This window comes from Cyanobium sp. ULC082, from assembly GCF_977927535.1.
Genome location: NZ_OZ376398.1, coordinates 515,716 through 535,142, shown reverse-complemented (window position 1 = coordinate 535,142; position 19,427 = coordinate 515,716). Strand labels below are relative to the sequence as shown.

Genomic DNA, 19,427 nt, shown 5'->3' with positions numbered 1-19,427 from the left:
TCAGAGTCCCTGCTGCTCCAGGGCTGCCGCCGCCTGCTCGAGCACCTCGGGGCCGGCGTTTCTGACTGCCGCCGCTTCTCCCAGGCGTCGCCGCCAGTGGCGTGCTCCCGGCACCGCTTCCACCAGATGCACCAGGTGGCGTGCGATCGGCCAGAGCCTGCCGCCGCCTTCGCACCAGCGGCTGACATAGGGGATCAGGCCCCGCAGAACCGTGGAAGCCGATGCCGCTGGCCGGCTGGTCACGCCGAACAGATCCCGGTCCACCCGCCCCCAGCGCAGGGGGTGGTCATAGGCGGCCCGTCCCACCATCACCCCGTCCACCAGCTCCAGCTGGGCCTGGCAGGCGGCCAGCTCCAGCAGGCCGCCGTTCAGTTCGAAGAGGAGCCCGGGTCGCTCCCGCTTGAGCCGGTGAACCAGGTCGTAGCGAAGCGGAGGCACGCTGCGGTTCTGCTTCGGGTCCAGGCCCGAGAGCCAGGCCTTGCGGGCATGGACGCTGAAGCGGGCGGCGCCGGCGGCGGCCAGGGTGTCCACGAACTGGAGCAGTTCGGCGTAGGAATCGCGGTCGTCGATGCCGATCCTGTGCTTCACCGTCACCGGCAGGGGACCGCTGGCCATGGCCTCCACACAGCGGGCCAGGTGGGCGGGTTCGGCCATCAGACAGGCTCCGAATCGGCCCTTCTGCACCCGTTCACTGGGGCAACCCACGTTCAGGTTCACTTCGTCGTAGCCCCAGGCCGCAGCCAGCCTGGCCGCCTCGGCGAGCAGGCTGGGATCGTCGCCGCCCACCTGCAGGGCCAGCGGCTTCTCGCAGGGGTCGAAATCAAGCAGGCTGTCCCGGCGGCCGTGATGCAGGGCCTGGGCTACAACCATTTCGGTGTAGAGCAGGCTCTGGCGGGTGATCTGTCGCATCAGCACCCGGAAGTGCCGATCGGTGCAATCCATCATCGGCGCCACACTGAAGCGATAGGCGGCCGCTGTGGCCGCCGGTTGACCGTGCCTCTCTGCCATCCCTCCATGCTGCCCTTTGACCGGTTTCTGGTGGTGGCGGGCGGTGGACCGGCCGGTTTCATGGCTGCCATCACGGCGGCGGAGCGGGGGGTGGCGGGCGTGCTGCTGCTGGAGTCCACCCCGCAGGCGCTCGGCAAGGTGCTGATCAGTGGTGGTGGCCGTTGCAATGTCACCCATGCCTGCTGGGATCCCCGGGCCCTGGTGGGCCATTACCCGCGGGGGGGCAAGGCCCTGCGGGGGCCGTTCAGCCGCTTTGCCACCGGCGACACGCTGGCCTGGTTCGCCGAGCGCGGCCTGGAGCTGGTGGAGGAACCAGACGGAAGACTGTTTCCACGCAGCAATCGCTCCAGTTCCGTTGTCCAGTTGCTGGAGGCTTCCGCGAAGGCGGCCGGGGTCAGCCTCTGGCGGGGGGCGGCATTGCGGTCGGTGGAGCCGCTGCCCCAGGGGGGCTTTGGCCTGCAGCTGCGGCTCACCGCTGATGCCCAGGGGCAAGGCCAGCAGCGGTTGAGCTGCTCCCAGCTGCTGCTGGCCACCGGCGGCCATCCCAGTGGCCGGCAGCTGGCGGCCCAGCTCGGTCACAGCCTGGTGGCGCCGGTCCCCTCCCTGTTCACCCTGGCCCTGGAAGCCAATCCTCTCGCTCAGCTCAGCGGCGTGGTGATGGATCCGGTCGAGCTGGAACTGGTGCTGCCTGATCAGCGCTTCCGTCAACGGGGTCCGGTTCTGATCACCCACTGGGGCCTGAGCGGCCCGGCCACCCTGCGGCTGACAGCGTTTGCGGCCCGCGCCCTCAAGGAGTGCGGCTACCGGGCCGAGTTGCGCGTCGACTGGTGTGGTGGCCGCTCCCGGGCGGAGCTGGAGGAGGTTTTCGCCAAGGCGCGCCGGGAGCAGGCCAGGCGTCAGCTGGCCAACTGGCGGCCCTGGCCGGAACTGAGCCGGCGCCTATGGAGTCACCTCCTGGAAGCCCATTCGGTCGATGCAGCCAAGCGTTGGGCTGATCTGAGCCGCCCGGAGCAGCAGCGTCTGGTGGTTGCCCTGGGCGCCAGCCGCTACCGGGTGAAGGGCCGCGGCCCCTTCGGCGAGGAGTTCGTGACGGCCGGCGGCGTGGCCCTGGGGGAGGTCAACCTCGCCACCATGGAGAGCCGATTGCAGAAAGGGTTGTATTTCGCTGGTGAACTCCTTGATGTGGACGGGGTGACCGGTGGCTTCAATTTCCAGCATTGCTGGAGCTCTGGCTGGCTGGCTGGATCGGCGATCGGGACCTTGGCTTCACTCACCTGATCTTGTCGTAGATGGAGAACATCGGTAGATACATGGCCAGCAGGATTGCGGCCACGATGATTCCGACCAGCACGATCATCACCGGCTCCAGAAGGGAGGTGAGAGCCTTCACCGCGGCGGCCACCTCGTCTTCGTAGAAATCCGCCACTTTGGAGAGCATTTTGTCCATTTCCCCTGTTTCTTCTCCGACTTCCAGCATGCTCAGGGCCATCTCCGGGAACACCTTCTTTTTCGAGAGGGCCACACTGAGGGGGATTCCGTTCTGGAGTTCGGAACGGGCCGCTTCGATCGCATCGCCGATCACGGAATTGTTGGTTGTTTCCCGGACGATTTCAAGCGCCATCAGGATCGGTACGCCCGCCCGACTGAGCGAGCTGAAAGTGCGGCAGAACTGAGCTGTGGCTGTTTTCTGGATCAGATCGCCGAACAGGGGGAGCTTCAACAGGGCTCCATCCACCTGGCGCCGACCGACAGGGGTCTTGTAGAAGCCCCGGAACAGCCAGGCGGCGATCACGATCACACCGATCAGGTAGATCGAGAATGGGGATCGCAACAGGGCACTGATGTTCACCATCAGCTGGGTGAAGGGGGGGAGATCGGCGCCGAGCTGCTCGAAGATGGTGGCGAAGGTGGGAATCAGGAAGATCGTCATCCCCAGGAAAACCAGAACGGCGATGACCAGAACGGCCACCGGATAGCCCATCGCTCCCTTCACCTGGTTCTGCAGCCTGGCGTTCTGCTCGAGCAGCAGGGCCAGACGCTGGAGGGTTTCATCCAGCACGCCGCCGAGTTCCCCGGCTTCGATCATCGCCACACTGAGCCGATCAAACACCTTGGGCCATTTGCGTGTCGCTTTGCCGAGGCTCTCGCCCTCGCTGATGTCCCGGCCGATCGACACCAGGGCGCGACGGAACAGTGGTTTCTTCTGCTGGGCCGCCAGCAGGCTCAGGCTGCGCACGATCGGCACGCCGGAATCCACCAGGGCCGAGAGTTTGTTGGCGAAGAGGGCCTTGTCCCGGATGGTGGGCCTGGCTTCGAAGAAGGCGCCGAGGTCGCGGCTGAGCAGGTTGCCAGCCTTGGCCTTCGCCTGGGTGGCCTGGCTGGAGCGGGTTGCGGCGAGGGGAATGATCGAGCTGGGTCTGATGCCGCGTCTGCGCAGTTCCCGCCTGGCCGATTCCAGGTCTGCGGCAGTGATCTGCTGCTGTTTGGTTCGGCCCTGCCTGTCGGTGTAGGTGGCTGCGAAGGAGGGCAGTGCTGTCGACCTGGCTGGAATCAGGGAGCTGGGAACGATGCCGCGACGGCGCAGATCCCGCCTGGCGCTGACCACGTCCACCGCCGTGACCTGGAGTTCTCGGGTTTCGCCGCGGGGGGTGGTGAAGGTGGCGAGAAAGGAAGCCATGGCTGAGCGCGATCAGGTGCCGCTGACGAGCAGGCGGTTCAGTTCCTCCGGCTTGGCCGAATGGGAGCGGGCCTCGTCGAGTTCGATGTCGCCGATGGCGACCAGGTTGGCGAGGGCTTTTTCCATGGTCTGCATCCCCAGCTGGCCGCCGGTCTGAATCTGGGAATAGATCTGGGCCGTTTTGCCTTCCCGCACCAGGTTGGCCAGGGCCGGGGTGTTGACCATGATTTCCTGGGCCATCACCCGGCCGAAGGCGTGGCGGCCAGGGTGACTCCGTCTGCAGAGCGTCTGGGCGAAGATCGCCGCCAGGCTGCCGCTGAGCTGAACCCGCACCTGGGTCTGCTGAGATCCGGGGAACACATCCACCATGCGATCGACGGTCTGAGAGGCGGAACTGGTGTGCAGGGTGGCGAAGACGAGGTGACCGGTTTCAGCAGCGGTGATCGCCAGCTGAATGGTTTCGAGATCACGCAATTCGCCGACGAGAATCACGTCGGGATCCTCCCGCAGGGCCGCCCTGAGAGCATTGCCGAAACTTTTGGTGTCCTCGTTGACCTGCCGTTGATGGATCAGGCTGCGATCGCTCTTGTAGGTGAATTCGATCGGGTCTTCGATCGTGATGATGTGCTTGGCTGTGTGATGATTGATGTGATCCAGCATCGAGGCCAGGGTGGTGCTCTTGCCGGATCCCGTCGGTCCCGTGATCAGCACCAGCCCGGAAGGTCGGTTGGTGATCTCAATGACAACGGGCGGAAGGTTGAGATCCTGTGGAGTTGGGATGTTGCTGCTCAAGGCTCGCAGGCAGGCCGCGTAGGTGCCTTTCTGGCTGTAGACGTTGACGCGGAATCGGGCCAGATCCCGCAGGCCATAGGAGCAATCCAGCTCCCAGGTCTGCTCCAGTTGTTTGCGTTGGCCGTTATTGAGGATCGAGAAGATCATCCGGTTGCAGGCTTCTTCCGTCAGGGTCTGCTCGTGCATCGGCCTGAGCTCTCCGTTGAATCTGCCGAAGGGGGGCTGGCCGGCGCTGAGGTGCAGGTCACTGCCGTTGTCCTGAACCAGCTTCTCCATCAACTCCTCAATCTGGACCTCCATGGTGTTTCAGCGAAGAATGAAAGGGTTGTTTCCGGTGACTGCCTGGATCATTCGCGTGGGGTGAGGCAGTAAGGGCATTCCAGCCACTCGCTCTTGAGGCCAGCCCCGCATCCCTGGCAGGTGAGTGTGGTGAGGGCTCGAATCCTCCGCTCCGACTCCAGCTCCGTATCGGTGAGCAGCATGCGCTCCACTTCCTCCAGAGTTGTGTATCCTTCCCTCACCAAATCCAGTCCATAGCCTAGCAGGGTTTTCATGCCTGCATCCAGGGAGATCTTGCGGATCACATCGGTGCTGGCCCCCTGGGAAATCGCTGTGGCCAGCGTGTCGTTCACCCGCAAGACCTCATAAACACCGATTCTTCCCTTGTAGCCCCTTCCCTGGCAAGTCGGGCAGCTTGGTTGATTCCCGTCATGGGAATGATTGGCCCGATAGAAGCTGATCCGCTCCTCCTGGCTGGCCAGCAGTCCGAAGTGGCCCAGCTCCTCTTCGCTGGGGTGATAGCTGATCCGGCACTGCATACACAGACGCCGCAGCAGCCGTTGGGAGACGATCCCCAGCAGGGAAGCGCTGACCATGAACGGTTCGACTCCCATTTCCTGGAGGCGGGCAATGGCGCTCGGCGCATCGTTGCAGTGCAGGGTGGTCAGCACCAGGTGGCCGGTCAGGGCGGCCTCGATGGCCGTCTTGGCGGTTTCCCCATCCCGGGTCTCGCCCACCAGCAGCACATCGGGGTCCTGCCGCATGAAGGCCCTCAGGGCGGTGCTGAAGTTGTACCCCTTGTCCCGGTTCACCTGGGTCTGGGTGATTCCCTTCAGCGAATATTCGATCGGGTCTTCCACCGTCGAGATGTTGATGCCCGGGTCATTGCGCTCGGAGAGCAGGGCATAGAGGGTCGTGGACTTACCGGACCCGGTCGGCCCTGTCACCAGAACCATCCCGAACGGTTTGGAGCCGAGCGCCCGCACCTTGGCCAGGGCGGCGGCATCGGTGATCAGCGACCCCAGGCTGAGCTGGGCGGAGCTGCTGTCGAGCAGCCGCATCACCACTTTTTCGCCCCAGCGGCCCGGCAGGGTGCTGACCCGCAGTTCGATCGAGCGCCCTTTGAACACGCGGCGGATGCGTCCGTCCTGGGGCATCCGCCGCTCGGCGATGTCCAGGTCGGCCATGATCTTGAGCCGGGAGGTGATCGCGGGGATCAGCGATTTCGGCAGCTGCTCGAGGGGATGGAGGACGCCGTCCTGGCGAAAACGGATCTGCAGCCCGTCTTCCTGGGGCTCCACGTGGATGTCGCTGGAGTCCGTGTCGAGGGCCTGGATCAGGATTCTGTTCACCAGGCTCACCACTGGTGACGCGTTGGAGGCGCTGAGGCTCGATTCCAGGTTCAGGGCTCCGTCCTGTTCCTGTTCCTCTTCGGCCAGCTGCTCGTCGAGGCTGAGATCCTCCAGCAGGGAGATTCGGGCGGGCGGTGGAGGCAGCGCTCCGGCTGGAATCTGGGTTTCCGGCCTGGTGGCTGCCGAGTCAGCGTCCGGTGGTGGCGACCCACCCAGCAGGCGATCGGCCAGCACCGCTTCGATTTCCTGTTTCAGGCCAAGCCGCAGGTCGGTCTGCAGGCCGCTGCGGGCCACTGCGCTGGTGATGGCTTCACGCTGCTCTGGACCCCAGTCGGCCGGCACCGCCACGACGAGGCGTTCGCCGATCCGGCGCAGGGGCAGGCAGCCGAAGGCCTGCCAGCCGGCCGCATCGATCGAGGCGCAGGCCCGCATCGCCTGCGGATCAGCCTGTTGCAGTTCACCGGCCCGCAGCATCCGCTCCCCCAGCAGCAGCTCCCGCTCGATCCGCTGCTGGTCGGATTGGGGGAATTCCGGCACGGGCCGGGAGACGGAACGCGTCATGGGCTGGGGGGGTGTTTGAAGGTGCGGGCTTCCGCCGCTTGTGGGAGGTGCGCTCCGACGTCCAACATGTCTAGGAGCGATTGGCGGTCAAGTCAGCATGAGTGGAGAAGCCTCACCCGTTCAACAGGAACCGTTCACTCCTGTGGACGATGTCCAGGATGGCACCCCCCAGCCCTCCGAATCCCAGGCCCCGACTGAAGAGGTTGCCAGCCCAGGCGATCCCGACGGCCAGGCCTCTGCCGGCCTGGAGCCGGAGTCGGTCACCGACCCCGCTGAACGGGTGCGGCAGCTGGAGGTCGAGCTGGCCAGTCTCCGGGCCGAGCACGACACCGTCCGCAGCCAGTACATGCGGATCGCGGCCGATTTCGATAACTTTCGAAAGCGCCAGAGCAGGGATCAGGACGACCTGCGCCTGCAGATCACCTGCTCCACCCTCAGTGAGATCCTGCCGGTGGTCGACAACTTTGATCGGGCTCGCCAGCAGCTGGCTCCCCAGAGTGAGGAAGCCCAGGGGTTGCATCGCAGCTATCAGGCGCTCTATGAGCAGCTGGTCAAGGTGTTCAAACAGCTTGGGGTGGCGCCGATGCGCGTTGAAGGAGAGCCCTTCGATCCCAAACTGCATGAAGCCGTGCTGCGCGAACCCAGCGACCAGTTCGCCGAAGACGTTGTTGTCGAGGAGCTTCAACGGGGCTACCAACTCGACGGCCGCGTTCTGCGCCATGCTCTTGTCAAAGTGTCGATGGGTCCGGGCCCAGCCACTCCTTCGGCTTCCCAGCCCGCTCAGGACGACAAGAGCACCGGTGAGGATGCGCACTGATGGCCGATTACTACGACCTGCTGGGTGTGGGTCGCGATGCCGATGCCGACACCCTCAAACGTTCCTACCGACGCCTGGCCCGGCAGTATCACCCGGATGTGAACAAGGATCCGGCGGCGGAAGAGCGTTTCAAGGACATCGGCCGCGCCTACGAGATCCTCAGCGACCCCCAGACCCGCGCCCGCTATGACCAGTTCGGCGAAGCCGGTGTCTCCGGGGGCGGTGCTCCCGACATGGGCGACATGGGTGGTTTCGCTGATCTGTTCGAAACCTTCTTCAGTGGTTTCGGTGGCCCAGCGGCTGGAGGTGCACCGCGCCGCCGGGGCCCGCGCCAGGGTGATGATCTGAGGCTGGATCTGAACATCAGCTTCAACGAAGGGGTTTTCGGCCAGGAACGCGATGTGCAGATCCGCCATCTGGAAACCTGCTCCACCTGCCAGGGATCCGGGGCGAAGTCAGGCAGCGGCCCCACCACCTGCGGCACCTGCAGCGGGTCGGGCCAGGTTCGTCGAGCCACCCGCACACCTTTCGGCAGCTTCACCCAGGTGGCTCCCTGCCCGACCTGTGAAGGCACCGGCCAGGTGATTGCCGATCCCTGTGGCGATTGCGGTGGTCAGGGGGTGCAGCAGGTGCGCAAGAAACTGCGCATCACCATCCCGGCCGGCGTCGATTCAGGCACCCGTCTGCGGGTCAGCGGCGAAGGGAATGCCGGCCAGCGTGGTGGCCCTGCCGGCGATCTTTACGTCTACCTGTTCGTGCAGGCCCACGACAAGCTGCGCCGTGACGGCATCCACATCCATTCGGATGCGACGGTGAACTATCTCCAGGCGATCCTGGGTGACAAGATCGAAGTTGACACCGTTGATGGTCCTGAGTCCATCGAGATTCCGGCCGGCACCCAGCCGGGCGCCGTGCTCACCCTGACGGCCAAAGGGGTGCCGAAGCTGGGGAATCCGGTGGCCAGGGGCAACCATTTCCTCACGGTGAAGGTGCAGCTGCCCACCAAGGTCAGCAGCCATGAACGGGAGCTGCTCGAGCAACTGGCCGGTCACCATTCTGAAAAGGGCCACCCCCACAAGAGCGGGCTTTTCGGCGGGCTTTTCGGTTAATTCCTTCGCCAGCGAGCGCCATGGTGGTGGAAAGACCCGAACCCCCGCAGGATTCCCAGCCACGGCAGCGGCTTGATCTGCGGGGAACCCCTTGCCCTGTCAATTTCATTCGCAGCCGCCTGAAACTTGAATCCGTCGCTCCGGGTGCCTGGCTGCAGATTGACCTCGATGGAGGCGAACCGGAGCGAATGGTGGCCGAAGGCTTGCGGGCCGAGGGTCACAGGGTCGTCACCCAGCCGCTGCCGATCGAGATGGCCGGCAACACGGCCCAGCCGGCCGGAGTGCGGTTGCTGGTCTGCCGCAGCGGCGCCTAGGCATGGCAACCGAACCTGTCGTGTCCGGTCTGGTGGTGGCTTTGCAGGCGAATTTCTGCCAGGTGCAGCTGGATTTGCCTGGCCCCGGCGGCCTCGAGCGTCTGCTCTGTGTTCGCCGCAGCCGCCTTGGTAAATCCGGTCAGCAGGTCTGTGTGGGAGACAGCGTCGAGCTCGATGGTCTCGACTGGGTTGCCAGGCGTGGCGCCATCGTGGCCCTGAAGCCCCGCAGCAGCCTGCTGGGCCGACCGGCCGTGGCGAACTGCAACCGGGTTGTGGTCATGGTCGCCCTGGCGGAACCTGATCTCGACCCTCTCCAGCTCACCCGGTTCCTGCTCACTGCCGAGGCCACGGCCCAGGCGGTCGAGCTGGTGTTCTCCAAGGCGGACCTGCTGCCGGGGGAAGCCGTGCAGGGCTGGTTGCGGCGGGTTGAGGCCTGGGGTTATCAGCCCCTGGCATTCAGCCTGACCACGGGGGAGGGGCTGGCGGAGATTCGCCAGCGACTCTGCAAGCCCGGCCTTGCCGTGCTCTGCGGTCCGTCCGGGGTGGGGAAGAGCAGCCTGCTCAACGCCCTGGCTCCGGCCCTGGCTCTGCGGGTGGGGAGGGTTTCCGGCAAGCTGCGGCGGGGTCGGCACACCACCCGTCACGTGGAGCTGTTTTCCCTGGCAGCAGGGGCCCTGCTGGCCGACACACCGGGATTCAACAGGCCGGAGATTCCGGCGGATCCCAACCGGTTGGCAGCTCTGTTTCCGGAGGTGGTGGGGCGGCTGGCCCTGGGGCCCTGTCGCTACACCAACTGCCTGCACCAGGGAGATCCCGGTTGTGCGGTCGGCACCGACTGGGACCGCTATCCCGCCTATCGCCAGTGTCTTCAGGAGTTGCTGGACCCCGGGCCGGCGGTGCCTGAGCGGCGCCAGCCGAAGCGCGATGCGCGCCTAAGGGAGACCTCCCGTCGCAGCCGCCGCCAGCAGGAGCAGGATCAGGGCGAATCGCTCCGCTTCACCCCCCGAGGCCCGGCAGATTCAGGCCACCGGTGAGCTCTTCCATCCGTTCCTTCATGGTGGCCGTCGAGCTGTCATAGGCCGCCTTCAGAGCCTCGAAGGCGGCGGCTTCGGTGGCGGCTGTCCCTTCGGCCACCAGCTCTGGCGCGAATCGCACCCGAATCGGTTGCTGGTTGCCCGAAAGCCAGACGCTGGCCCGTCCGTCGGCGCTGCTGCCCTCCACTTCCATGGCATCCAGTTCGTCCTGAAGCTTCTGGGCGTCCTGCTGAATCTGCTGGGCCTTGCGGAAGGCTTCCGTCAGCTGACCGAAGTTGGGAAGTCCGAAGCCGGCCATGCCAGGAATGCGTGAGGCCTGCAGGCTAGATCCTGGTCATGCGGGTGCCCATGGCTGTGAGGCGAAGTGCCCGAGGCGTTTCACTTCCGTGTGCAGATCAATCCGGTGGGAGCCGTGCACCCGTTGCTGGACAGCCTGAATCAACGCCTCGATGTGATCGGCGCGGGCGGCGCCGGTGTTGACGATGAAATTGGCATGCACGGGGGACACCATGGCCCCGCCAATGCTGAGACCCTTCAGGCCAAGATTTTCGATCAGTTGTCCGGCCTTTTGCGGTTCCGGATTGCGAAAAACGCTGCCGCCGCTGGGTTGGTGGTAGGGCTGGCTGGTGGTGCGGCTCTGCAGGTTGGCCGTCGTCCTCCGGCTGATCTCGACAGGATCGTGACCTGGACTGAGCCGGAAGCGAACGGCGAGAACGAGCAGGGGCTCCTCTTGCAGTCGACTGTGTCGATAGGCGAAGTCCAGCTCGGACGCCTTCAGGGTGAAGGGTTGCTTCGAGCCGCCGGGTTCGAGCACGGTGACCGATTCAAGCCATTCCGCCGTGCAGCCCCCCTGGGCCCCCGCGTTCATGACGGCGGCACCCCCCACCGTGCCTGGAATCCCCACGGCCCATTCCAGACCGCTGAGCCCGGCCCTCGCCACCCGCCGGGCCAGGCTCGGCAGCGGTTCGCCGGCCTGGGCCTCCACCGAGCCGCTGGCCGCCTCCAGGCGGCTTCCCTGGAGGCGGCGATTGCAGAGGACCAATCCCTCCAGGCCCTCGTCGCTGATCAGCAGGTTCGAGCCTGCCCCGATCAGCTGAAGGGGGAGGCCCTGCCGGCTCGACCAGTCCGCCAGGCTGATCAGTTCAGCCGTCTGGGCCGGCTCGGCGAACCATTGGGCCTCTCCCCCCACTTTCCAGGTGGTGTAGGCGTCGAGCCGCACCTGCTGGCGCAACCCATCCGGGACGCCTGCGTTCATGCGATCAGGCTCGGCTCGAGCCGCTCGAAAAGGCCGTTCACATCCCCGGCCCCCATCACCAGCACCAGATCGCCGTGCCGACAGTGGCGACAGACCTGCCGGGCCAGATCATCCAGGTCGGCGGCCACATGGACGGCCAGGTCAGAACGAACCTGACGGGTTTCGTGGGCCAGCAGTTCGCTGGAGATTCCCGGGATCGGCGTTTCCCCGGCGCTGTAGAGGGGTGCCAGCATCACCAGGTCGGCCAGGGCCAGGGCGCTGGCGAATGGGCCCATGAACTCGGCTGTGCGGCTGTAGCGATGGGGCTGGAACAGGGCCACAACCCGGCGCGGCGGGATGGGCAGCGGGCTGCGGCCGCTCTCCACCATCAGCCTTGCCATCCGCAGGGTGGCCTCCACCTCGCTGGGATGGTGGGCGTAATCGTCGACGATCAGTCGCCCCTCGACGCTGCCCCGGAAGTCGAAGCGACGGCCGGGAGCCTGCAGAGACTGGATCGGGGCGGTCAGATCGGCAAAGGGGATCCCCTGCAGGCGGCAGGCGGCCAGGGCCGCGGTGGCATTGCTCAGGTTGTGACGGCCTGGAACGGGAAGGCAGAAGCGGCCGACGCAGACCCCCGCCTCGAAGAAGTCGGCAACGGTGCCATCCCCTTGTTCATCCACCGCAATGGCGGCGAAGTCGGCACCTTCGGTTGTTTCGATCGACCACCAGACGCTGGGGTGAAAATGGGTTCGCAAGACGGGGTCGTCCCGGTTGGCCAGAACCGTTTCACAGCCGGCAGCGAAGCTGCGGAGCGTTTCGATCAGGGCTTCGAGGTTCGGATAGTGATCGGTGTGGTCCAGTTCCAGATTGGTGATCAGCCCAAGGCTGGGTCGGAACTTCACCAGGGAACCATCGGACTCATCCGCTTCGGCCACCAGCAGCCGGCCTTGTCCGGCCCGGGCGTTGCTGCGAAAGGCCGGGACGATTCCGCCGATCACGGCGGTCGGATCGTTACCGGAGGCCTCGAGCAGGGTGGCGACCAGGGTGCTGGTGGTTGTTTTGCCATGGCTGCCTGCCACGGCGATCGAGGGCTGGCTGTTGATCAGGGCGGCCAGGACATCCGAGCGGTGGACGACCGCCAGCCCCGCTTTGTGCGCCGCCTCCAGCTCAGGGTTGCCGCTGGGCACCGCGCTGCTCACTACCACCAGCGGCGCCCGAACCATGTCCGCGCAGAGGGCTTTGATCGTGGCGGCGCTCTGGTCCCGGTGAACCCGCACACCACGTTGGCGCAGATCCCTGACAGCAGCTGTGTCCCGGCTGTCGGAGCCACTGATCTGAAATCCTCGGTCCGCAAGAATCACAGCCAGGGCCGACATGCCGATTCCACCGACTCCGATGAAATGCAGAGGCTGGTTGGGATCGAGCAGCAGTGTCAAGGGCGTCACCACAACGGCCTGAAACTTAAACGGTGATTCCCCCTCCGGCCTGCCAGGCGGGTGGGCAGCCGACTGGACTGGCAGGACAGCGCCGCAGGACTGCTCCCCTGGAATGGCCAGAAGGCAATTCTGTATGATCGGCATCCAAAACCTATTCTGACGCGGTTTTCCCGTTGCTGCTATGACCCTGCGTGTTGCGATCAATGGTTTTGGCCGGATCGGTCGCAACTTCATGCGCTGTTGGTTGAGCCGTGGCGAAGCGACGGGAATCGAGATCGTTGGGCTCAATGACACCTCTGATCCCCATACCAACGCTCACCTGCTCGAGTACGACTCGATGCTCGGCAAAATCAGGAATGCTGAAGTCAGCTATGCCGATAATGCCCTGATTGTCAACGGCCGCACGATCAAATGTTTTTCGGATCGCAATCCGCTCAATCTCCCCTGGAAGGAATGGGGGGTTGATCTTGTCATTGAGGCCACCGGCGTCTTCATCGACAAGGACGGTGCCGGTAAGCACCTGCAGGCAGGAGCCAGGAAGGTGCTGATCACCGCGCCCGGCAAGGGACCAGGCATCGGCACCTACGTTGTGGGTGTGAACGAAGACCAATACACCCATGGTGCATTCGACATCATCAGCAATGCCAGCTGCACCACCAACTGCATGGCTCCTGTCGTCAAGGTGCTGGATCAGAGCTTCGGCATCGTCAAGGGCACGATGACCACAACCCACAGCTACACTGGCGACCAACGCATTCTCGATGCCAGCCACCGCGATCTGCGCCGCGCCCGTGCTGCTGCCATCAATATCGTTCCAACCTCCACTGGTGCCGCCAAAGCCGTTGCACTGGTGTACCCGCCGATGGAGGGAAAGCTCAACGGAATCGCCATGCGGGTTCCGACTCCCAATGTTTCCGTGGTTGACCTTGTCATTGAAGTCAGCCGAGGCACCAGCAAGGAAGAGGTCAATGCGGTGCTGAAACAGGCTTCCGAGAACGGCATGAAGGGCATCATTAAATTCTGTGATCTTCCTTTGGTCTCCTCCGATCACGCCGGCACCGATGAATCGGCGATTGTGGATGCTGATCTCACCTTGGTGATGGGCGATAACATGGTTAAAGTCATCTCCTGGTATGACAACGAATGGGGCTACAGCCAGCGGGTTGTGGACCTCGCCGAAGTGGTTGCTCGCCAGTGGCAGTGAGGCCATCGCCTTGATCTGAACGGGTAGCGCCGCTCTCGCCAACGGAATGCCTACGGCATCCTTCGTGGATGACTGGCTTGGATCACTGGAAATGGCCGAAGCTATCCGTCTCCAGCAGCAGCGGCTCACCGCTTGACCAGCCCACAGGCTGAGTTGCTTTCGTCCCGCCGGAGAGGATGCCTTCAGGAGGTTTCTCCTTCAATCTGCCGATCTCCACCGTTCCGGGCAGGGCCCTCAGCAACGCCGCCGCCCAGCTGGGATCGAGGGCCAGTACCAGTTCGAAATCTTCACCTCCCCCCAGGCACCAGGCTTCCGCATCGCCCAGAGCCTTCATCTCCTCGGCAAGGGGCAGGGCATGGCGATCAAGTTCCGCATCGCATTGGCTGGTCCGGGCGATGGCGGCCACGGCGGCGGCCAAGCCATCACTGCTGTCGGTGCCGCCCACCCGCCATCTCAGTCCGCTTGGCCGTGTTTCCGCCAGGGCCACCACGGCATCGAGGCGTGGCACCGGACGCCGGTGGGCGTTGAGGGCCAGATCCCGCAGCTCCGGGCTGATGGAGCTCAGCACGGGCTCCCGGCGCAACAGAGCCAGTCCCAGGCGACTCAGGCCATGGGGGCCTGTGCTGATCAGCCGATCACCGGGCCTGCCATCGCCACGCCGGATCGCTCCTTCCTCACCCAGCCTGCCCAGGGCCGTGATCGCCAGCAGGCGCTGCTGGCCACGGCTGCAATCGCCCCCCAGCAGATGGCCTCCATGGCAGTCCAGGGCCTCACTGAGTCCCCTGTAGACACCCTCCACCCAGCTCCAGGGGGTGGAGGCAGGGGCCACCAGGCCAACGGTCAGGCCGATCACCTCGCGGCAGCCCATCGCCGCCAGATCGGACAGGTTGGCGGCGGCGGCCCGCCAGCCCAGGTCGGCCGGCCCCATCGTTGCCTCACTGAAGTGAACGTCCTCCACCAGCATGTCGGTGTTGATCACCAGCACGGCACCGCTGCGTTCCGCCAGCAGGGCTGCGTCATCGTCGAGCTGGCCGGGTGGGGCGAATCCGGCGATCCGCTCCAGCAGGCCTGACTCACCCAGCTCGGCCAGGGTGAGATTCTCCTGCTCAGCCATGGATGCGAGGCAGCGGTTCAGCCATGGGGCCGCAGGTTCTCGGCCCCTTCCAGAACGGTGGCTTTGACGATGCCGTCTGTGGCGCTGAGCTCCTGCAGGACATCGAAGCCATCGACCACGTAGCCGAAGGCCGCATAGCGGCCGTCGATCAGGTTGAGTCCGGCCGGGGTGAGTTCCGCTTCAAAGAGGAAAAGGAAGAACTGGGAGGAACCATCGTCGAGGGCTTCGTCGGAATGGGCCCAGCCGAGCGTCCCCTTGGTGGCGAATGGCAGGACCGGTGTTGCCTTGAACAGTCCCAGATCCTCGAAGGTCTGGTTGTAGAACGGCTGGTCTTCGCCAGGCACCCGGATTTCCAGCGGCACCCGGCGTTGCTGCCTGGTGGTGGGGTCCACGAAGCCATCACCAGGACCGGCGGGATCTCCGCTCTGGAGAACATAGAAATCTTCGGCGCGGCTGAATGGCAGGCCGTCATAGAAGCCCCGCTGAACCAGATCCACGAAGGCGCCGGCGGTGATCGGCGCGTTGTAGCCGTCCACCACGGCGGTGAGGTCGCCCTTGGTGGTGGTGATCTGAACGGTTGCCCGACCGAGCAGCCGCGGCAGTGCCGTGAATTCGGCGGGGATCTCGAACGGGAACGGCCCGACCAGCAGCGCTTCAGCGGTGCCGATGCTGCCCAGGGCGGCCCGCCGGGCGTCTAGGAAGGCGTCGCGGTTCTGGACCTCGCTGGCCTCGAAGAGATCCTGAAGCTGGGTCTCCAGGTGGTCCAGCAGAACCGTGGCTTCGCTCTGGTCGGCGGCGGGGAAGGCGTTCAGCAGGGCGACACGACGGCTGCTCAGCAACGACTGGCTGCGGCGCACCGCGCTGGAGAGGGCACTCCAGCGCTTGGCCCGGAGTTCGTCGCTGGTGGCCTCCAGCCTGTGCTGCAGATCCTGAAGGTCGCCAGCCGGAATGGGCAGGGCGTTGCGCAGCAGGGCGGTGGGATCGCTGACCGCATTGCCGGGAGGGAGGGCGGCCCGGGCTGCCGCTGGGCCGCCGAGGCCGGTGATCAAGCCCAGCAGAGCGACCAGAAGAATGGCCAGGCTCCGACCGATCCAGCGGGTGGGATCGACAGCTCGGGTTGATCGGATGTGGATGTTTGGCAAGACTGATCCAGCCGATCATCGGACTTTGGCACGGCTGGCAGGTCAGGCTCCTGGTGGCTTGGCGAAGGAAGGGCAGCCGTACAATCCCGCTCTGATGTCGCTCCGGAATGATCTCCAGCAACGATTTTCGGACAGGCACCACGATCGAGCTGGATGGGCAGGTCTGGCGCGTCGTCGAGTTTCTCCATGTCAAGCCCGGCAAGGGGTCGGCATTCGTGCGCACCAAGCTGAAGGCTGTCCAGAGCGGCAGCGTTGTCGACAAGACGTTCCGGGCTGGGGAGACGGTGGCCCAGGCGGTGCTTGAGAAATCAACCTTGCAGCACACCTACATGGAAGTCGATGAGTACGTATTCATGAACATGGCGAGTTTTGAGGAAACCCGGCTCACGGCCAAGCAGATCGGAGATGGGCGCAAGTACCTCAAGGAAGGCATGGAGGTGAGTGTGGTGTCCTGGAACGGATCGCCCCTGGAGGTGGAACTTCCCAACTCCGTGGTGCTGGAGGTCACCCAGACCGACCCCGGCGTGAAGGGCGACACAGCCACCGGCGGCACCAAGCCGGCGATCGTGGAGACGGGAGCCCAGGTGATGGTGCCGTTGTTCATCACAATCGGCGAGAAAATCAAGATCGATACCCGCACCGACAGTTATCTGGGCAGGGAGTCCTGAGGCGCCATGCAGCTTGACCATGACCAGCTTCATCGCCTGCTCGCTGTCCTTGAGCAGAGCGATATCCAGGAGCTCAAGCTCGAAGGCGACGACTTCCGGCTTGAGGTACGCCGCAACCTGCCCGTTGCCGCTGCGCCGGCCCCGGTCGCTCCCGCCCTGCCGGTTGCTGCTTCGCCGGCAGTGGCAGCGGTGCCCGCCCCAGCCCCGCCGCCTCCGGCCGCACCCATCCGAACCGATCTTGTCGACATCACGGCACCGATGGTGGGCACCTTCTACCGGGCTGCAACACCGGGCGATCCACCGTTCGTTGAACTGGGCAGCCGCATTGCCGCCGGTCAGCCGGTCTGCATTCTCGAGGCGATGAAGCTGATGAATGAGCTGGAGGCTGAGGTGAGCGGAGAAGTGGTCGAAATCCTGGTGGAGAACGGCACCCCCGTCGAGTACGGACAGGTGCTGGTCCGGGTCAAGCCGGTCTGAACCGCAACCGCTGGTTCAGCCCAGTTCCCAGGCGGTCTCCAGGGCCGCCTCCATGCTCCGGGATCTGGCGATGCCTTGTCCGGCGATATCGAAGCCGGTGCCGTGATCCGGTGAGGTGCGCAGAAATGGCAGACCGAGGCTGGTGTTCACGGCTTCGTCGAAGGCCAGCAGCTTGACCGGGATCAGCCCCTGGTCGTGATACAGCGCCAGGTAGCCGCTCGGACCACGGCAGTCACCACGCCAGGCGGCAGCCGCCCCCAGCCAGCAGGTGTCGGGTGGCAGGGGGCCGAGCAGTTCCACCTCAGGATGACGGCGGCGCCAGCGCTCCAGGCTGGGAATCAACCAGTCCTGCTCTTCGCGGCCCAGCAGGCCTGTTTCCCCCGCATGGGGATTCAACCCGGCCACCACCAGTTGCGGCCTGGGCTCAAAGCGTCGGCAGAACGCCAGCAACACGTCGAGCTTGCGTTCCACCAGGGCGGGGCTGAGCTGGTGCGCCACCTCCTTGAGCGGGATGTGGGTGGTCGCCAGCAGGGTGTTGAGCCGCCACTGGCCCCGTGGGGCCCGGGCGGTGAACAGCATCGATGGTTCGCCCCCCCCGCACAGCTCCGCCAGCCGCTCCGTCTGGCCTGGATAGGGGTGGCCCGCCGCATGCCAGGCCTGCTTGGCGATCGGGGCGGTGGTGAGGGCCTGGCATGCGCCGCTGCGCACCAGCTCGGTGGCGGCGCTCAGCCAGGCGAAACTGGCGTCTCCACTGGCGGCGTTGCCGCGACCGGGTTCCACTGCGCCCTCAAGGGGCAGATCGAGCATGGCGAGGTTTGATGGATCGGCCAGGGCCACTGAACTGACGTCCCGGAGGGCGGCATGGGTGCGTTCCAGCCAGCGGCGACAACCGACCAAGAGCACCTCGATTCCCCGTCCCTCCAGAGAGGCGAGGGCCTTCAGGCTCACCTCGGCGCCGATGCCGGCGGGGTCCCCGAGGCAGAGGGCGATGCGCCGTTGCTTACGCTGAGTTCTGGGGATCGTTGGACCCATGATCCGTTGGCTGCTGATTGGATCGATGTTCTTCGCTCTGGGCACAGGGATGCAGCGGGGCTGGATCTCGATCGACTGGTGCCGCTTCCTGGCCGACACCAAATTGCCGACCTTGAACAATCTCTCGCCGGACGCCACGCCCGTGTGCGCGCCGACGACCGGAGCAACCAGCCGTTGATGGCCTCAGATCCCGGCCTCCTCCGGTGCTGCCGAGCTCATCCGGCCTTGCGAGCCCAGCTGCTTTCCTCCTCCAGGCTGGCACGGTAACCCGCGCGGAAGCAGGGGTAGCGCAGCTTGTAGCCGAGCTCCCGGCAGAGCCTGCGGTTGCTGGCCCGCCGGTTCTCGGCCCAGAAGCTGCGCGCCATCGGGCTGAGGCTGGCGGCGACATCCCCGTAACGCTCCACCTCCGGAAGCTTGCAGCCCACCAGATGGGCTGCGTAGCCCAGGGACTCACTGGAAGGGCAGGGGCGATCATCGGCCACGTTGATCAGGGAAGGCCGCTGGCTTGGAGCCAGGCGCAGGCAATGCAGCAGGGCGCCAACGATGTCGTCGACATGGATGCGGCTGAACACCTGGCCAGGTTTGTGGATCAGTCGGCTGCTGTTGTCCCGCAGGCTCTGGAACGGGGATCGGCCGGGGCCGTAGATCGCCGGCAGGCGAAACACCTGCACCGGCCAGCCGCTCCCCAACCAGGCCTGCTCGCAGGCCAGCCGGGCCAGGGAGCGCTGGGCGCCTGGCAGAGGGTTGGCCGACTCATCGACCCAGTCCCCGCCCCGGTCTCCGTAGACCCCGGTGGTGGAGAGATAGCCGAGCCATTGCAAGGGAAGCTGGGCCAGGAGTGGAGCCAGGCTGCCCAGCGCCGGATCGAGCCCCTGGCGATCAGGAGGGATCGTCACCAGCACATGGCTTATCCCGGCCAGGGCCGCCGGATCGAGCTGGTTGGCCCCTTCCCCGGAATCAAAGTGAACCCACTGCAACGCATCGCCATTGCCTTCCGGCCCTGTGCCGGTGTCCGGGGGGGAGGCCTGGCGATGGGTGATGGTCACGGCCATGCCCTGGTCCAGGGCGGCCCTGGCCAGGCGAAGCCCGCTGTAGCCGCCACCGAGCACCAGCAATCTGCCCCCCAGGGGATTGACAATCGAGCCTGTCATCAGTACACCTGTACCATCTTCAATCC

Annotated in this window: 20 protein-coding genes; 9 read left to right on the top strand and 11 right to left on the bottom strand. The window is 65.4% G+C overall.

What is annotated here, in order from left to right; genetic code table 11:
• A complete protein-coding gene (gene dusA / locus ACXMDY_RS12095; RefSeq protein ID WP_259702617.1) occupies positions 1-1,008 on the bottom strand; it encodes a tRNA dihydrouridine(20/20a) synthase DusA in 1,008 nt (335 codons plus the stop codon).
• Between the two features lie 6 nt (positions 1,009-1,014).
• Here dusA and ACXMDY_RS12090 point away from each other — a divergent pair, with 6 nt between their 5' ends.
• Positions 1,015-2,286, top strand: a complete 1,272-nt coding sequence (locus ACXMDY_RS12090; RefSeq protein ID WP_259702616.1) for a BaiN/RdsA family NAD(P)/FAD-dependent oxidoreductase — start codon at positions 1,015-1,017, stop codon at positions 2,284-2,286.
• Here ACXMDY_RS12090 and ACXMDY_RS12085 read toward each other — a convergent pair.
• The 3 genes from ACXMDY_RS12085 to ACXMDY_RS12075 form a co-directional block, all read right to left on the bottom strand.
• Positions 2,279-3,538 (bottom strand): type II secretion system F family protein, encoded by a 1,260-nt coding sequence (locus ACXMDY_RS12085; RefSeq protein ID WP_259702670.1) that lies wholly within the window; start codon positions 3,536-3,538, stop codon positions 2,279-2,281. The genes ACXMDY_RS12090 and ACXMDY_RS12085 overlap by 8 nt on opposite strands.
• Positions 3,539-3,697: 159 nt before the next feature.
• On the bottom strand, positions 3,698-4,777 hold the full coding sequence (locus ACXMDY_RS12080; protein WP_259702615.1) for a type IV pilus twitching motility protein PilT: 1,080 nt from the start codon (positions 4,775-4,777) through the stop codon (positions 3,698-3,700).
• Between the two features lie 47 nt (positions 4,778-4,824).
• Positions 4,825-6,669 (bottom strand): GspE/PulE family protein, encoded by a 1,845-nt coding sequence (locus ACXMDY_RS12075; protein ID WP_259702614.1) that lies wholly within the window; start codon positions 6,667-6,669, stop codon positions 4,825-4,827.
• Between the two features lie 97 nt (positions 6,670-6,766).
• Here ACXMDY_RS12075 and grpE point away from each other — a divergent pair, with 97 nt between their 5' ends.
• From grpE to rsgA, 4 genes are read left to right on the top strand one after another with little or no spacing between them, the layout of a single operon-like run.
• Positions 6,767-7,486: a nucleotide exchange factor GrpE gene (grpE, locus tag ACXMDY_RS12070; RefSeq protein WP_259702613.1), complete on the top strand. Its 720-nt coding sequence runs from the start codon at positions 6,767-6,769 to the stop codon at positions 7,484-7,486.
• Positions 7,486-8,595, top strand: coding sequence for a molecular chaperone DnaJ (gene dnaJ, locus ACXMDY_RS12065; RefSeq protein ID WP_259702612.1), 1,110 nt, complete (start codon positions 7,486-7,488; stop codon positions 8,593-8,595). Before grpE ends, dnaJ begins: the two co-directional genes overlap by 1 nt.
• A 20-nt stretch (positions 8,596-8,615) precedes the next feature.
• On the top strand, positions 8,616-8,909 hold the full coding sequence (locus tag ACXMDY_RS12060; protein WP_259702611.1) for a sulfurtransferase TusA family protein: 294 nt from the start codon (positions 8,616-8,618) through the stop codon (positions 8,907-8,909).
• Positions 8,910-8,911: 2 nt separating this feature from the next.
• Complete coding sequence (gene rsgA, locus ACXMDY_RS12055; protein WP_259702610.1) at positions 8,912-9,943, top strand: ribosome small subunit-dependent GTPase A; 1,032 nt, start codon at positions 8,912-8,914, stop codon at positions 9,941-9,943.
• On the opposite strand, the gene ACXMDY_RS12050 is transcribed toward rsgA, so the two are convergent.
• From ACXMDY_RS12050 to murC, 3 genes are read right to left on the bottom strand one after another with little or no spacing between them, the layout of a single operon-like run.
• The gene (locus ACXMDY_RS12050; protein WP_259702609.1) at positions 9,906-10,241 is read right to left on the bottom strand and encodes a YbaB/EbfC family nucleoid-associated protein; all 336 of its coding nucleotides are present in this window, start codon (positions 10,239-10,241) and stop codon (positions 9,906-9,908) included. The genes rsgA and ACXMDY_RS12050 overlap by 38 nt on opposite strands.
• A 36-nt stretch (positions 10,242-10,277) precedes the next feature.
• Positions 10,278-11,198 (bottom strand): UDP-N-acetylmuramate dehydrogenase, encoded by a 921-nt coding sequence (gene murB / locus ACXMDY_RS12045; protein ID WP_259702608.1) that lies wholly within the window; start codon positions 11,196-11,198, stop codon positions 10,278-10,280.
• Positions 11,195-12,622, bottom strand: a complete 1,428-nt coding sequence (gene murC / locus ACXMDY_RS12040) for a UDP-N-acetylmuramate--L-alanine ligase (protein ID WP_399244265.1) — start codon at positions 12,620-12,622, stop codon at positions 11,195-11,197. The genes murB and murC overlap by 4 nt, the downstream gene beginning before the upstream one ends.
• Positions 12,623-12,794: 172 nt before the next feature.
• Between murC and ACXMDY_RS12035 the strand changes: the two genes are divergently transcribed.
• The gene (locus tag ACXMDY_RS12035; RefSeq protein ID WP_259702606.1) at positions 12,795-13,817 is read left to right on the top strand and encodes a type I glyceraldehyde-3-phosphate dehydrogenase; all 1,023 of its coding nucleotides are present in this window, start codon (positions 12,795-12,797) and stop codon (positions 13,815-13,817) included.
• An 82-nt stretch (positions 13,818-13,899) separates the two neighbouring features.
• Here ACXMDY_RS12035 and thiL read toward each other — a convergent pair whose 3' ends face one another.
• Together thiL and ACXMDY_RS12025 are read right to left on the bottom strand one after the other, a co-directional pair.
• A complete protein-coding gene (gene thiL / locus ACXMDY_RS12030) occupies positions 13,900-14,931 on the bottom strand; it encodes a thiamine-phosphate kinase (RefSeq protein ID WP_259702605.1) in 1,032 nt (343 codons plus the stop codon).
• A gap of 17 nt (positions 14,932-14,948) precedes the next feature.
• Positions 14,949-16,064: a peptidylprolyl isomerase gene (locus ACXMDY_RS12025; protein ID WP_399244304.1), complete on the bottom strand. Its 1,116-nt coding sequence runs from the start codon at positions 16,062-16,064 to the stop codon at positions 14,949-14,951.
• A 116-nt stretch (positions 16,065-16,180) separates the two neighbouring features.
• On the opposite strand from ACXMDY_RS12025, the gene efp reads away from it, so the two are divergent.
• Positions 16,181-16,741 (top strand): elongation factor P, encoded by a 561-nt coding sequence (efp, locus tag ACXMDY_RS12020; protein WP_259702604.1) that lies wholly within the window; start codon positions 16,181-16,183, stop codon positions 16,739-16,741.
• A 6-nt stretch (positions 16,742-16,747) separates the two neighbouring features.
• Positions 16,748-17,218, top strand: a complete 471-nt coding sequence (gene accB, locus ACXMDY_RS12015; RefSeq protein WP_259702603.1) for an acetyl-CoA carboxylase biotin carboxyl carrier protein — start codon at positions 16,748-16,750, stop codon at positions 17,216-17,218.
• Between the two features lie 15 nt (positions 17,219-17,233).
• Here the strand turns inward: accB and pdxA are convergent, their stop codons facing one another.
• Positions 17,234-18,250: a 4-hydroxythreonine-4-phosphate dehydrogenase PdxA gene (gene pdxA / locus ACXMDY_RS12010; protein WP_259702602.1), complete on the bottom strand. Its 1,017-nt coding sequence runs from the start codon at positions 18,248-18,250 to the stop codon at positions 17,234-17,236.
• On the opposite strand from pdxA, the gene ACXMDY_RS12005 reads away from it, so the two are divergent.
• Positions 18,249-18,428 (top strand): hypothetical protein, encoded by a 180-nt coding sequence (locus ACXMDY_RS12005; RefSeq protein ID WP_259702601.1) that lies wholly within the window; start codon positions 18,249-18,251, stop codon positions 18,426-18,428. The two genes, pdxA and ACXMDY_RS12005, sit on opposite strands and share 2 nt — an antisense overlap.
• A gap of 37 nt (positions 18,429-18,465) precedes the next feature.
• Here ACXMDY_RS12005 and ACXMDY_RS12000 read toward each other — a convergent pair whose 3' ends face one another.
• Positions 18,466-19,401 (bottom strand): Rossmann-fold NAD(P)-binding domain-containing protein, encoded by a 936-nt coding sequence (locus ACXMDY_RS12000; protein ID WP_259702600.1) that lies wholly within the window; start codon positions 19,399-19,401, stop codon positions 18,466-18,468.
• Positions 19,402-19,427 lie beyond the last annotated feature (26 nt).